We start from the raw sequence: 16,024 nt of genomic DNA, 5'->3' as shown, positions 1-16,024 counted from the left end.
CAACCCACGTACACCTTGAGTCTTGAATAGAGGGTTATCAGACTCTGGAGCATCAGGTGAGTCAGGCATCAACGCCGCGAAATCATTACTGAATACATAAGTGCCGTCGTAATCTGGGTTTTCGTCGCCCGAGATACGCGTATTGGTTGGGCACAAGAAACACTCTTTCTCATACGCAGGAAGCTGCGCTGTCGATGGTTTTTCATCTTGGCCACTCCAAGGACGCTTTGCTCGGTGCGGTGATACTAAGATCCACTGACCCGTTAATGGGTTATAACGACGGTGCGGATGGTCTACTGGGTTAAATTCAACTTTTGACATGTTTAGATTGCTCTCAAATTTTGTGTCTTGGTCAATTCACCAAGATGAATAATTCTTCAACAAGGAGATTCCCTATCACGCTCGTTCCTCGCTGTAGGGAATGACGTGTGATCTCGTTGTGCTATTTGTGCAAAGGCAACCACTTCATAGCCTTATGCTCATCCGTCATTCCAGAATAGAGGCACGAGATATCTGGAATCTCTCTTTTCTCATATCTTGTCTTTGCCTTCCCCAAAGAAATTGGAGTTGCAGCTAGGCAGCAAGATTTCCAATATCCATGAGCATAGATCTTCTATGTGATTGGAATTGGTAAGCGCAGCTAACAACGCTGCGGCTTCAATTACGAAGGGGAATAGCCTTGTGGGTTATTCGACTGCCAGTTCCACGTATCTGCCGTCATTTCCATCACGCTGCGAGTCGCTTTCCAGCCAAGCTCGCGTTCTGCTTTTTCAGTGCTTGCCCAACATTCAGCAATATCACCAGCGCGGCGTGGGCAAAGCTCATAAGGAACCGGCTTACCCGATGCTTGTGCGAAGGCTTCAACCATCTCGAGTACGCTTGAGCCTTTGCCCGTGCCTAGGTTGTAAATGTGTAAACCCTCCTTCTCGCCAACCGCTTTCAATGCGGCTACGTGTCCGTCCGCTAAATCCATAACATGAATATAGTCGCGAACGCCTGTGCCATCGACTGTTGGGTAATCGTTTCCAAAAACAGCCAATTTGTCGCGACGACCTACCGCTACTTGAGCAATAAACGGCATCAGATTGTTTGGGATACCTTGTGGGTCTTCACCCATAGTGCCCGATGGATGGGCGCCAACTGGGTTAAAGTAGCGCAGTAACGTCACACTCCAGTCGTTTTCGGCGTTGAACAAATCACTCAAACATTCTTCGACCATGTACTTACTGCGACCATAAGGATTAGTTGTTGCACCCGTTGGAGAGCTTTCAGTAATTGGCACCACTTCTGGATCACCGTAAACGGTAGCCGAAGAGCTAAATACAATGCTCTTCACACCCGCTTTCTTCATGCTGCGAGCTAACACCAATGATCCATTGACGTTGTTATCGTAGTACTCCAAAGGCTTGGACACCGACTCCCCAACCGCTTTCAGGCCAGCAAAGTGAATCACAGCTTGGATATCGTTTTCTGAAAAAACGCTATCTAGAAAAGATTGATCACGAATGTCGCCAAGATAAAAAGTTGGTCGCTTACCGGTCAATGATTCGATTCGCTCCAGTACTAGCTCTTTGCTGTTGCAAAGGTTATCAACAATGATTGGCTCCATACCCGCCTGTATCATTTGAATACATGTATGACTTCCGATGTAACCCATGCCGCCCGTAACCAGTACTTTCACAATCAACCTCTCTTTGTCGTCATTCTTGGACTAACTCGAACTGATATTCAGCTCAGTAGCACCGTATGCCAGAAATAGTAGCAGCCATTTTGACTATAATTCTGTGATCAAAACCACGAAGTGTAAACGTTTACACTAACTCATATCATTGTTACTGAACGTGACATAGGGAGAGCCTATAAACAAATACATCTAATTCATTGAATTTTAATAAGATAATTATAGATAGTTAGATTTGAGACATCATAGAGGAGTTGAGCATTTATTTTACTAAAAGTTAATGCAATGACTTCCAGTTTGATTACAATAGGTCTGTAGAATAAAGAGGTGCATTGCTTTTTTACTAAATACCAATTTCAAAGCAGCGCAATGTTCCAATAACAGGAAGTGAGTATGGCAACGTTAAAAGATATCGCGACTGAAGCACATGTTTCATTGGCTACAGTTTCAAGGGTTCTCAATGAAGATCCAACATTAAGCGTCAAGGAAGAGACCAAAAGGCGTATCTTTGAAATTGCAGAGAAGTTGGAATACAAAACCAGCAGCTCACGAAAAGCCGTTAGCAGTAAAAAACAAAATCATCACTTCCTTGCTCTGTATAACTACAAGCAAGAAGCTGAAGTGAATGACCCTTACTATCTATCGATTCGCCACGGGATTGAAACCCAATGTGACAAGATGGAAGTTAAACTAACCAACTGTTATGAAAGTAAAATACACGTAAATTCAACGCCTATCACTGGTGTATTGTTGGTGGGAAGAATGACACCGGAGGTTATCGAACAAGCCAAAAAGCTAAGCGATAATATCTGTTATGTCGATTTCACTGATCACTCTGAACCTTATGACTCTGTCGATATCGACCTGGCTTTGATCAGCAAAGAGATCACCAACTTCTTTATCAACCAAGGCTATCAACGCATTGGTTTTATTGGCGGACAAGATAACGTCAACACTCCTGATATTCGCGAAGTCGCCTTTGCTGAATACGGTAGCCTTAAGAACGTTGTCAGCGAGCAAGACATCTATCGTGGAGACTTCTCTAGCTCTTCAGGTTATCAGCTTGCAAAACAGATGCTAGCGACTGGCGACTACCCTAAAGCTATGTTTATTGCGTCAGATTCCATCGCAATTGGTGTTTTACGAGCCGTTCATGAGCACGGATTAAACATTCCTGAAGATATTGCGCTGATCAGTGTAAATGACATCCCAACAGCTAAATTTACCTTCCCATCTTTATCGACTGTTCGTATTCACTCTGAACTAATGGGAATTCAAGGCGTTAACCTGTTGATTGAGAAAGTACGCGACGGCCGTACTATCCCACTACGTGTCTATGTACCAAGCAAATTAAAGCTGCGTGATACGACAAAATAGTTAAATATATCAATCAGATAAACTAAGGCTACCTTTACTTAAGGTAGCCTTTTTTGTGCCCATCACATACTCCTATATACACATACCTGCCTCTTTAGCCTGCTTCATAAAACAGCCAATAGCATTCTTTTAAGTGGATCACACAGCACTGTAAAAAGACCATAAAAAACGTGATGGAGTTAAAGTAAAACGTTTTCACTAATTTCATTTAGTAAAAGTTTTACTAATAATTACCTAAGTCCAAAAATACTCGTATTCACTACGACCCAATTACGCATAAGAACGTCGGTCAGCAAATTGCATTTAGGCCGAGAGAGAGGCAACGTGAACAACTGGGAAAACTTCCTGAACTTACATGAGAACCGTATGGCACCGCGTGCATATTTCTTCTCATACGCATCAGAAAAGAATGCAAAAACGTTTCAGCGTGAACTTAGCAGCCACTTCCAACTATTGAGTGGCCAATGGAATTTCAGCTATTTCACCAATCCACTATTGGTTCCTGAAGAGTTCTACTCTCAAGAAATGAAAGACTGGGGCCATATTACAGTTCCAAACATGTGGCAAATGGAAGGCCACGGCGATCTTCAATACACAGATGAAGGTTTCCCATTCCCAATTGATGTGCCTTTCGTACCATCAGACAACCCAACCGGTGCATACCAACGCTCTTTCTTCCTTGGCGAAAGCTGGGACGATAAGCAAACCATCATCAAATTTGATGGCGTAGAGACTTACTTCGAAGTTTACGTAAACGGCGAGTACGTGGGTTTCAGCAAAGGCAGCCGCCTAACCGCTGAGTTCGATCTCTCTAGCCACGTAAAAGCAGGCAACAACCTACTTTCTATTCGCGTGATGCAATGGGCCGACTCAACCTACATTGAAGACCAAGACATGTGGTGGACGGGCGGTATCTTCCGTGACGTTTACCTAGTGGGCAAAGAACAGCTGCACGTTCAAGACGTTACCGTTCGTACTGACTTCGACGACGCTTACCAAAGCGCTACTCTGTCGTGCAACGTGGAACTAGAAAACCTAGCAGCAGCGGTAAACGCAACCCTTGAGTACGCATTGCTTGATGGCAGCCAAGTTATCTCGCAAGGCTCTGTAGATAGCTTAGCCGTCCCTAATCATAAGACTGATGGCAATGTAGATACTCAATTCTCTATTGATGTCGTTAACCCTGTTCAATGGAACGCTGAAAACCCTTACCTATACCAACTGTTGCTTACGCTGAAAGACGCTGACGGCAAGGTGCTGGAAGTGATTCCACAGCGCGTTGGTTTCCGTGATATTAAAGTTCGTGATGGTCTGTTCTACATCAACAACAAGTACGTGATGCTGCACGGTGTAAACCGTCACGACAACGACCACCTGAAAGGTCGTGCTGTTGGTATGGATCGCGTAGAGAAAGACTTAGTACTGATGAAGCAACACAACATCAACTCAGTACGTACAGCGCACTACCCGAACGACCCACGCTTCTACGAACTGTGTGATATCTACGGCCTATTCGTGATGGGCGAAACCGATGTTGAAACTCACGGCTTTGCTAACGTTGGCGACCTAAGCCGCATCACTAACGATGCCGCATGGGAAGCGGTGTTTGTTGAACGTATCGAACGTCATATCCACGCTCAAAAGAACCACCCTTCTATCATCATGTGGTCACTGGGTAACGAGTCTGGCTACGGCTGCAACATCCGTTCTATGTACGATGCAGCAAAAGCGATTGATGACACCCGTCTAGTTCACTACGAAGAAGACCGTGATGCTGAAGTGGTCGACATCATTTCAACCATGTACTCACGTGCTCAACTAATGAATGCCTTCGGTGAATTCCCGCACGAAAAACCACGCATCATCTGTGAATACGCACACGCAATGGGTAACGGCCCAGGCGGTTTAACCGAATACCAAAACGTGTTCTACAAGCATGATGCCATTCAAGGTCACTACGTTTGGGAATGGTGTGATCACGGTATTCTGGCGCGTGATGAAGCAGGCACAGAGTTCTACAAGTACGGCGGTGACTACGGTGACTACCCGAACAACTACAACTTCTGCATGGACGGCTTGATCTACCCAGACCAAACACCAGGCCCTGGCTTGAAAGAGTACAAACAAGTGATTGCCCCAGTGAAGCTTCGCGACTTCGATGCACAAACGGGCACCTTCACAGTAGACAACAAACTTTGGTTCTCAAACATCGATGACTACACCATCACTGCGGAAATCCGCGCTGAGGGTAAAACCATTGCGGTACAGCATATCAAGGTTGCAGAGCTGGCTGAGAACTCTAGCCGTGAACTGACGCTTAATTTGCCAGAGCTTGATGAGCGTGAAGTGTTTGTGAACTTTACAGTTCGTAAGGATTCTCGTACTTCATACAGCGAAGCGAACCACGACATTGCGGTTTACCAGTTCCAAGTGAAAGAGAACACTGCACAACTTGAGGCCTTCACTAACAATAATGCGACAGCACTGAATGTTGAAGAATCTCGCTTAGCCTACCTAATCAAAGGCCACAACTTTGCTCTGAACTTCTCGAAAGTGAACGGCAAACTGACGTCATGGTTAGTGAATGGCGAGGAACTGATTAAGTCTGAGCCTAAGCTGAACTTCTTCAAGCCAATGATTGATAACCATAAGCAAGAGCACGATGGTTACTGGGAGCCTGCACACCTACAGATCATGCAAGAGCACTTCCGCACGCTAAACGTTGAGCAAGTTAACGGCAAGGTAGAGATCACCACCACCAGCATCGTTGCTCCACCGGTATTTGATTTCGGCATGCGTTGTGAGTATCGCTACCAAATCAGTGCTGAAGGTCAACTGAACGTTGAGCTAAGTGGCGAACGTTACGGTGATTACCCTCACGTGATTCCAGTGATTGGTTTCGACATGGGCATTAACGGCGACTTCGACCAAGTTCAATACTACGGCCGCGGTCCTGAAGAGAACTACCAAGACAGCAAGCAAGCCAACATGATTGATGTTTACCAATCAACCGTGGCTGACATGTTCGAGAACTACCCGTTCCCACAAAACAACGGCAACCGCCAACACGTTCGTTGGGCTGCGCTTTCAAGCCGCGCGGGTAATGGTATTGCAGTAAAACCACAGCAAGAAATCAACTTCAGCGCTTGGTTCTACACCAACCAAAACCTGCATCAAGCACAACACACCATTGAGCTAGAGAAGAGCGGTTACATCACGCTAAACCTAGACCACCAAGTGATGGGCTTAGGCTCGAATTCTTGGGGCAGCGAAGTGCTCGACTCTTACCGAGTTTACATGGACGAGTTCCGCTACGGCTTAACTCTGATTCCATTCCAAGCAGGCGATTGCGACGCGCAGCACCTAATCAATCACAACTTTGGCGATGAGTTTTTTACGGCGAATCCACCGAAAGCTCAACCACAACAGAACGAGGCATAAGCGATGATCGTTTTAGACAACCTAGAGCAATTTAAAGTCGTTTACCGCGACGGTCGTAAATGGCAACGCTGTGTAGAAGCGATTGAAAACATCGGCAACATCAAAGATGGCGTGATGTATTCCATTGGTGACTCACTGGCTTACATGATTGAAGACGGTGTGGCTCGAAACACCGAAAACTTCACCGGTAACCGTCGTTACTTCGACGTGCATTACTACCTAGAAGGTCGTGAAACCGTCGAGTTCGCAGCCAAGTCAGAGCTAGAGCAAATTCAAGCTTACAGCGATGAGACTGACCGCGAACACCTAATGGGTAACGGCGAGACTTGCGAGTTAGCTGAAGGCCAAGTGGCGATCTTTGATAACAGCAAAGCCTACCGATTCCACGGTGATAACCGAGTACGCAAAGTGGTGCTGAAAGTGACTATTGAAGACGGTTACTTCCTTAATAAGTAACTGGAGCTAAACAAACGAAAGCAACAACAAGATCTATTCACAGTGTGTACCGAGCCTTGCCGTTCAAGGCTCAGTCACACTGCACAACGCCTTTACGCTTCTTCCCTACAAGGAAGCCTAAAGAAATAACGACTATAATTACGTGACCCTTGGAGGACACTATGTCTGAATCTGTACGCGGTAAGTTAGGTAAATTTGCCTTGCTCTCCATGACATTTGCAGCGGTATTTAACGTTCGCAACATTGTAAATAACAACATCGAATTGGGATTGAGTTCTGCTCCTATCTTTTTGCTCGCCACCCTTATTTACTTCATTCCATTCGTGTTCATTATTGCTGAATTCGTATCAGCAAATAAAAACTCTGAGTCAGGCATGTATGACTGGCTTAAACAACCGCTGGGTTCAAAAGCGGCCTACTTAGGTTCATTCCTATATTGGTTCGTGAACCTATTCTGGTTTGTATCATTACTGCCCAACGTTATCGCATACGCGTCTTACGCGATGCTTGGCTACGAGTACGCCTTCTCTCCGATAGTGACTTCGGCAATCTCAATAGGTCTGTTTGCAGCAGCGACACACATCTCGACCAAAGGTGCGAGCTGGTTAGGTAAAATTGCAGAGATCGTTGCATACGGTGTATTTGCACTGTTCGCGGTTTACGTTATCGGTGCAATGATGGCACTCGGTGGTAACCATGAGCCGGTAGAGCCAATCACGCTTGAAGCCATGACACCAACCATCAACTGGGCAACGTTAGGCATTATGTGTTGGATCTTCCAAGCAGCCGGTGGTGCAGAAACCGCAGCCGCTTACCTAAACGATGTTAAAGGTGGTCATAAGTCTTTCATCAAGGTGATCATCAGCGCGGGTATCGCTATCGGTATCATGTACGCAGTCGGTTCTCTATTAGTGAACGTATTCGTTGCTCGTGATGAACTCACTTATGCTGGCGGCATGGTTGAAATCTTCACTGGTATGGCGAACTACTTCGACATTTCACAATCTCTAACGGGTCGCTTCGTCGGTATCATTCTGTTCGTCGCTATGTTCGGTTCGATGATGATGTGGACAGCAGCGCCAGTAAAAATTCACTTCTCTGAAATCCCTAAAGGTGTTTACGGTGAGAAAACGACTGAGCTTAACGAACACGGCGTGCCTGTTCGCGCAGCATGGTGGCAATTCGCTTTCGTATTCCTAATGCTAGTGGTTAACGGCTTCGGTTCTGAGTCTGTACAAGACATGATGAACACAGCAATCAACCTAACAGCAGGTACCGCAATGTTACCGCCTATCTTCATCATGGTGGCGTACTTTGTATTCCGCTTGAAGCATGACGATACACCACGTGACTTCCGCATGGGTACTCGAGTTCAAGGTATGTCTGTTGTGTCAGTACTTATCGGTATCTTTGTTGTCAGCATGACGGCATCAGCATTCCCAACGGGTGTAGACCTAATGCAAGCGTTCTTCGTCAACGTATTTATGACCGCTGTATTCTCAGCTATCGCTTGGTGGTGGATCTCTCGCTTTGAAAAGAAGCAAGCAGGTAAAGATGCAAAGCTAGAAGCGGCTAAGCAATCGTAATACTTAGCAACATTAGAACTAATTTCAAAAGCGCCTATCATGGCGCTTTTTTTTGTTTTAAATCAGACAATTAAAAACAAAAACCCGAAAATAAAAACGCCATTCCGTCAAGGGATCACTTCACGAAAAACGTTAATTAAATCGTAATAAAACCCGAACAAAAACAAAGGTAAAACATTAACTAAATTTATTTACTCAAGGTCACATATTTGATCAATTTTGATTAACTTCCCGCCGCTTAATCTTTAATCTTCTTGCTGAAGAGACGAAAGAGTTCATATTTAAAAACGACAAAAAGCCCCTACAAGCCTTACAAATCGTCGTTCATGAAACAAACAATCTCTTTGATGAACCTCTTAACCTTTAACTCTTTGTTTTGGTAATAACTTTACTGAAAATCAAGAATAAAAAGCGCTAAGAAGTCCGATCGTAAATCTATAAAAACAACAATGAGCCAACCCTGACAAAACAAAGCGGGTGTTTGCCAAACCAACATAACAATAAAAGTGCGGCCTAGAGCCTCCCTCTCTAGGACCAAGTTATAACGATCATCAACGTGATTCACCGGAGAACATCATGTCCGAAAATAAACGCAGTACGATAGGCAAGTTTGCCCTACTGTCTATGACCTTCGCGGCGGTATACAGCTTCAACAACATCATTAACAACAACATCGAGATAGGCCTTTCCTCGGCGCCGATGTTCTTTCTAGCCACCATTTTTTACTTTGTGCCTTTTTGTTTGATCGTCGCAGAGTTTGTGTCACTGAATAAAAACTCTGAAGCGGGCGTTTATTCTTGGGTTAAAAGCTCTCTAGGCGGCCGCTGGGCGTTTATTTCGGCTTATACCTACTGGTTTGTTAACCTGTTCTTCTTCACCTCTCTGCTGCCTAGAATCATTGCTTATGCGTCGTATGCGTTCTTAGGGTTTGAGTACATATTCACGCCAATCACCACCGCGATCCTCAGTACCATTTTGTTTGCGATTGCTACGCACATTTCAAACAATGGCGCGAAACTACTAGGCCCCATCACCTCACTAACATCGTCGCTTATGTTGTTGCTAACAATGTCTTACATCTTGTTGTCTGGCGGTGCTTTGATCGGTGGTATCGAGCCAGCAGACCCAATCACCATTGAAGCGATGACACCAAGCTTTAACTGGGCATTCCTTGGGGTAATCACTTGGATCTTCATGGCGGCTGGCGGTGCAGAATCGGTAGCGGTTTACGTTAACGACATCAAAGGCGGTCACAAGTCTTTCGTTAAAGTGATCATCATTGCCGGTATCTTCATTGGTGCGCTTTACTCGGTGGGTTCAGTACTAGCAAACGTGTTTGTGTCGCGAGAAGAGCTTAAATTTACTGGCGGCTCAGTGCAGGTATTCGAAGGGCTAGCACGACACTTTGGGTTGTCTGAAATCCTAATGAATCGCTTTGTGGGCGTGGTTTCATTCACGGCGATGCTAGGCTCTCTGCTGATGTGGACAGCGACACCCGTTAAGATTTTCTTCTCTGAAATCCCTAAAGGTATCTTCGGTGAGAAAACGGTCGCTCTAAACAAACAAGGCGTTCCAGAGCGTGCGGCTTGGATTCAGTTCTTGATTGTGATTCCACTGATGTTCATTCCGACACTGGCGTCCGATACGGTTCAAGATCTGATGAGTACCATTATCAACATGACAGCTGCAGCATCGATGTTGCCACCGCTATTCATCATGATCGCGTACCTTAATTTACGTTTGAAGTTGGATCACTTACCTCGTGATTTCAGAATGGGTTCACGTATGACAGGCATTACCGTGGTCTCGATTCTGATCGGCATTTTCACTGTTGGCTTCTTTGCGTCAACCTTCCCAACAGGTGCTGACATCATGACCATCATCTTCTACAACGTGGGCGGGATTGTTATCTTCCTTGGCTACGCGTGGTGGAAGTACGGCAAATATGAAAAAAGCTTATCTCCAGAAGAGAAAAAACTAGAAGCAAAACCTGAACCAGCGAACGCTTAGTTTACCCTGCACTCTGATTTAAACTTCGGGCACTCTCATTTAAAATTCAGGCACTCGCATTTGGTGAGTGCCTTTTTATTTGTCGGTACATTTCCACTAACCATCTCGATTAAATCAAAGCCATTCAAGAATCAAAGCATTCGAACCAACAATCTAACCACCCATTAAATAATTCACCTCCAGAATACTTACAACCCTAGCCATACCTCTGCAAATTCAACTGAAAGTCAAAATAAAAACAAAGTAAATATTTACTAAAAATAGATCACACTTTTAAACTTAATTAATTTTAAACATCAAAATTATCATTAATATTGGTTTTGCGATCGTAAGTAACCTGACCAATACGCCTTGAAGAGCACCCCATATTAGAAGTCAGAACTGCTTGCGAACCTTCATTTATAACCCCGACACAGAAGTGATTAAAATGAAAAGTAGTTTTACTAAAAACACTCTTATTACAAGCTGTATTCTTGCTGCCTTAAGTACCACTGCCCACGCGGAAGAGTCCGCAGCAAACCACAGTGATACTCAGCCTCCTCAGACAGAAACTGAAACCCTATTTAACTTTTATGGTGAGCTTGGCCTTGGTGGTCACGTGGCACTCGAAGGTGATGATAAAGGCCGCTACGCAGACGGTACTTACATTGAAGCTGGCTTGGCTATCGAGCACGGTAATTGGTTTGGTCTTGCTTATATGGAAGGCTGGACAGTACAAGCCGACGACGAAGGCAATGCTTGGGCAACGGGCCACGGCTGGGGCGGCTTTGAAGGTGGTTTCAACCGCTTTTACGCTGGCTACCGCACCGACGAAAAAACAGAATTTATTGTCGGTCGTATGGACTCGTCACTGGATGACGTTCAATGGTGGGGTGACCCTACAGTTGAGTACGGCTACGCAATCTCAAACACGCGTGACGTACACCTTGGTGTGAAGATCCAAAACCTAGAGGGCAAGCTTCGCTACAGCGTTTCTTTCGCGCCAGAGTCTGACTTCTCTGAAGACGATGCTCTTGTTCACTTCGGTAAATACGACAGCTTCGCAGACCAATGGAAAGATAAGAACGCTATGGTCAATGGTTACCTTCAATACGATCTGACCGACGACTTAACCCTAATGGGTGGTGGTGAAGTTCGTAACAACGATGGTGGTGAACTATTGCTATTGGGTGCTGAGTACAAAAACTTCGCCACTCGTGTTTGGCATGATACCGATAAAGGCAACCAAGAGTCTTTCGGTAGCGAGTCTGGTATTCAAACCAGTGCATGGTACGAAGCGGCACAAGGCGTTTACCTATCTGCAGCCTACAACTACGCAAACTTTGACGGTGACAATGGCGACAAAGAAATCACCTCTTACATCAATGCTGGCGTTTGGTATGAATACGGCAACGGCGCGTTTGCGACTGCTTTCGATAGCCGCTTTGGCGTAGGCAGCGACACTGAAATCGGCGACGCTCAGGTGTTCGCAATGCAATACTTCTACTGGTAATAACAGGAATTGATCATGAAACTGAATAAATCATTCGCAGCTCTCGCTATCGGTGCAGCCCTTGTCGTTACTGGTTGTGCTTCAAACTCAATCTCTGGCTCAGGCTCAGACACAGAGCAACTGCAAGCCAACGAATTTAAGAACGTTATCGACCGTACTGGCTCACCTGAATACATGCGTGACTACGACTTCGATGACCACCAACGCTTTAACCCATTCTTCGACCTAGGTGCATGGCACGGTCATCTGCTGCCAGACAGTGCAGAAGGCATGGGCGGATTCCCAGGTACAGCACTGCTTACCGAAGAATACATCAACTTCATGGCTGATAACTTCGACCGCCTAAGCGTGTTCAAAGACGGCAAAAAAGTGGCTTTCACTATGGAAGCTTACAGCCTACCGGGCGCATTGGTTCAGACGCTAAAATCTGACGATGTGACCGTAGAAATGACGATGCGTTTTGCTTCAAACCGTACCTCTCTGCTAGAAACCAAAATCACTACCGACTCACCGGTTGAATTAGTGTGGGATGGTGAACTGCTAGAAAAGACCCACGCCAAAGAAGGCGTGGCACAAACCGACAAAACAATCGCTGAAACTTACCCTGAGTATGACCGTCAAATCGTCGCAACCGACGATGGCCTAAAGGTGACCTTCGGTAAGGTTCGTTCGACATGGGATCTACTGACTTCTGGTGAGTCTGAATACCAAGTTCACAAGTCGATTCCAACGAAAACCACGGTTGATGGTTTAGCGTTTACTTCAACGGCAAACATTGGAGCATCGACGACTATCTACACCACATACTCGCATGTTCTAACGGCAGAAGAAGCGCAAGCGGAACAGCCTGAAATCAAAAAGATCATGGCAAACCCTACCGACTTCTTAGCGGCATCAGCAGAACGTTGGGAAGGCTATCTTGAGATGGGTTTAACCAACCCGAACGCGACACCAGAGCAAGAGCGTGTTGCGGTTAAAGCGATGGAAACCCTAAACGGTAACTGGCGTGGCGCTGCAGGTGCGATGGAGTTTGACTCTGTGACACCATCCGTGACGGCGCGTTGGTTCTCGGGCAACCAAACTTGGCCTTGGGACACATGGAAGCAAGCCTACGCAATGGCTCACTTCAACCCAGTTGTAGCGAAAGATAACATCCGCGCGATGTTCGCTTACCAAATTCAGGCTGACGATGCCGTTCGTCCTTGGGATGAAGGTTACGTGCCCGATCTACTCGCTTACAACCTAAGTCCAGAACGTGGCGGCGATGGCGGTAACTGGAATGAACGTAATACCAAACCAAGCCTAGCAGCATGGGCAGTAATGGAAGTCTATAAGACCACCAGCGATGAAGCTTGGCTCGAAGAGATGTATCCAAAGCTAGTGGCATACCACGATTGGTGGTTGCGCAACCGTGACAACAACGGCAACGGCGTACCTGAATATGGCGCAGCACGCGATAAAGCACACAACACACCGGAAGGTGAAATGTACTTCACCGTGGTTCGTGGCGACAAACATGAAACAGTCGTAGGCCAAGCTGCACTGAATAAAGTGGTTGCTGAAGGTAACTACGATTACATCGAAAGCCCAGCACAAACTGCCGCGTCTTGGGAGTCAGGTCGTGACGATGCAGCCGCATTTGGTTTCATCGATAAAGATCAGCTAGACGCGTATGTAGCGAATGGCGGCAAGCGCAGCGATTGGGATGTTGAGTTCGCTCAAAACCGCGCTGAAGATGGCACGCTACTGGGCTACTCACTACTGCAAGAATCTGTCGACCAAGCAAGCTATATGTACAGCGATAACAAGTACCTAGCAGAAATGGCTGACATTCTTGGTAAAGACGCAGAAGCGAAAGAGTTCCGTGAAAAGGCTGAACACCTATCGAACTACATCAACACCTGTATGTTCGACGAAGGCACTAACTTCTTCTACGACATTCGTATCGAAGACAAACCACTAGCCAACGGCTGTGCAGGTAAACCGATTGTAGAGCGTGGTAAAGGCCCTGAAGGTTGGTCACCATTGTTCAATGCTGCTGCCACTCAAGCTAACGCTGATGCAGTTGTCTCTGTAATGAAAGATACAGAAGAGTTCAATACCTACGTTCCACTAGGCACAGCAGCGCTTTCTAGTCCTGCATTTGGTCCAGACATTTACTGGCGTGGACGTGTATGGGTGGATCAATTCTACTTCGGCCTAAAAGGCATGGATAGCTACGGCTACCGTGACGATGCGATTGAAATGGCAGGTGCGTTCTTTGACCACGCCGATGGATTAGTTCAAGACGGTCCAATCCGTGAAAACTACAACCCACTAACCGGCGAACAACAAGGCGCACCAAACTTCTCTTGGAGTGCGGCTCACTTGTACATGCTTTACAACGATTTCTTTACTGACGCAGAGTAAATCGAACCTTTTTACCTGTCCTCTGAGATTCATTAATACACCGGCTCAATAAGATACGGCGATTTAAAAAATTTCAGGCTTTGGCACTCAGCGTTATGTTGAGTGCCTTTTTTATATCTGAAGCCAAATAATCGAACAAACAAGCATTTAGACTATTTGGCCTACTATGATCCTTTTACTCCATTCGCTGTACTTTGACCGTTCTCACCACAATAGAAGCGCACCTGATAATGGTAATGCTCTTTCAATAGTTTGTATTCATCATGAACACTTGGTGTCCATGAGTCGTCACCGCCAACCCCCATATGGAAGCCATCCACATAAACAAACAGCTGTTCTTGTTCGGTTAAGTCACAAGTATGTTTTGCCTTCTGTAGCTGCTGTAACCCAAAACGACTGACTGAGAAATGGAAGTCTCCTTGCAATTCGAATGCGCCCACTTTTGCCTCACGAACATCGCAACGCAAGCCACAATCAGAAGGGAAAATATACGGGGTATGCATTTGTTCAATGTTCTGCTGATATCGCCCCATATGGGCTGACATTTTTCGATCTGGGTAGTTTTCGTGTGGCCCACGACCAAACCATTCCACCCCATCAGGCACATGCTTCAAAGCAAACTCAAAACCGACTCGAGGCAGAGATGGCAAACCTTTCGCCGCTTGCACATCCATATCTAACTTAACCTCACCATCGGTAAATAATTGGTACCGCCAAGTCGACAACAAACGAACCTGACCTTCCACTGTGTGAGCAATGATTGCCGTCACCGACACCCCGTTTTTCTGAGTGATGGATGAAAATTCGATACACTCTGGAGTGAGCCTATCTAACCTCATCGCCTGCCAGCGTGCTATCCATGAATTAGGGTCGACGCGGTTTGCTTCACTGACACCGATATCGTTGTCCAATGGTGCACGATAAAAGTTATCTCGAAGACCACTCGCAAGCTGTTCCACCCCTTTGATTTTCCAGCTCTCTAATGTCCCAGATAACCTGTCGAACTCAACTTGATAAGCATCACCACTCACCGTCAGCAGCGCATCGGTTTCAGTCACTTTCGGTGGAAATTGAGAGAAGTTGGCATCCAACATCAATTGCGACTGAGTGGGTAAGGTAAGCTGTTCAATCGCCGTCACATGGCCTTTATTCGCCCATGTAGTATTAGTGTTTAATACCACTTCGAGATTGAGGTAATTAAGCGCGTTGGCCGTATGAGGAATAGTCACACCGTTAAGCTCTATCTGGACACTCTCCCCCGCATCAACCATCAATTCGATACAACCATCGCTCGTCACCACACCATTCTGGGTAACCGTCCAATTCAACGTTTCAATCCTGCTGGTCACAAATAGGTGTTCGCTGTGTACCTCAATCACCAGTGGTGATGCAGAAACCAGCTTGAACTGATAAAACTGTTGCGCCTTTTTCACTTCATGCAGCGTTGGATGCACTGTTCGGTCTGGGAATACCAAACCATTAATGCAGAACTGGCGATCATTAATCTCGTCGCCGAAATCACCACCGTATCCCCAATACGGCTTGCCGCTCGAATCGGTTTTGGTGATCCCT

At 46.0% G+C, this 16,024-nt stretch carries 10 protein-coding genes; 7 read left to right on the top strand and 3 right to left on the bottom strand.

The annotated features are described in order from the left end of the window. Both galT and galE read right to left on the bottom strand, forming a co-directional pair. A partial coding sequence (galT, locus tag NX845_RS07400) for a galactose-1-phosphate uridylyltransferase (RefSeq protein WP_260256746.1) occupies positions 1–321 on the bottom strand: 321 nt, incomplete at its 3' end. A 340-nt stretch (positions 322–661) separates the two neighbouring features. Further along, entirely contained in the window at positions 662–1,681 is a 1,020-nt protein-coding gene (gene galE / locus NX845_RS07395) for a UDP-glucose 4-epimerase GalE (protein ID WP_260256745.1), read from the bottom strand. Between the two features lie 393 nt (positions 1,682–2,074). On the opposite strand from galE, the gene ebgR reads away from it, so the two are divergent. From ebgR to ygjK, 7 genes are all read left to right on the top strand, one after another. After that, positions 2,075–3,058, top strand: a complete 984-nt coding sequence (gene ebgR / locus NX845_RS07390; RefSeq protein ID WP_260256744.1) for a transcriptional regulator EbgR — start codon at positions 2,075–2,077, stop codon at positions 3,056–3,058. A 324-nt stretch (positions 3,059–3,382) separates the two neighbouring features. Continuing rightward, a complete protein-coding gene (gene ebgA / locus NX845_RS07385; protein WP_260256743.1) occupies positions 3,383–6,499 on the top strand; it encodes a beta-galactosidase subunit alpha in 3,117 nt (1,038 codons plus the stop codon). A 3-nt stretch (positions 6,500–6,502) separates the two neighbouring features. Continuing rightward, on the top strand, positions 6,503–6,955 hold the full coding sequence (locus NX845_RS07380; protein ID WP_054547554.1) for a beta-galactosidase subunit beta: 453 nt from the start codon (positions 6,503–6,505) through the stop codon (positions 6,953–6,955). A 161-nt stretch (positions 6,956–7,116) separates the two neighbouring features. Next, complete coding sequence (locus tag NX845_RS07375; protein WP_004734429.1) at positions 7,117–8,541, top strand: amino acid permease; 1,425 nt, start codon at positions 7,117–7,119, stop codon at positions 8,539–8,541. 576 nt (positions 8,542–9,117) lie between these two features. Beyond that, positions 9,118–10,551 (top strand): amino acid permease, encoded by a 1,434-nt coding sequence (locus tag NX845_RS07370; protein ID WP_017080740.1) that lies wholly within the window; start codon positions 9,118–9,120, stop codon positions 10,549–10,551. 427 nt (positions 10,552–10,978) lie between these two features. After that, positions 10,979–12,043: a protein YgjJ gene (ygjJ, locus tag NX845_RS07365; protein WP_061022411.1), complete on the top strand. Its 1,065-nt coding sequence runs from the start codon at positions 10,979–10,981 to the stop codon at positions 12,041–12,043. Between the two features lie 15 nt (positions 12,044–12,058). Beyond that, positions 12,059–14,452: an alpha-glucosidase gene (gene ygjK, locus NX845_RS07360; protein WP_260256742.1), complete on the top strand. Its 2,394-nt coding sequence runs from the start codon at positions 12,059–12,061 to the stop codon at positions 14,450–14,452. Between the two features lie 164 nt (positions 14,453–14,616). Here the strand turns inward: ygjK and NX845_RS07355 are convergent. Beyond that, positions 14,617–16,024 (bottom strand): beta-galactosidase domain 4-containing protein (locus NX845_RS07355; protein WP_260256741.1); only part of this gene is annotated, 1,408 nt, incomplete at its 5' end.

The organism is Vibrio sp. NC2, assembly GCF_025195005.1.
Taxonomy (GTDB): Bacteria; Pseudomonadota; Gammaproteobacteria; order Enterobacterales; family Vibrionaceae; genus Vibrio; species Vibrio splendidus.
This window is presented reverse-complemented; position numbering and strand designations above follow the sequence as displayed.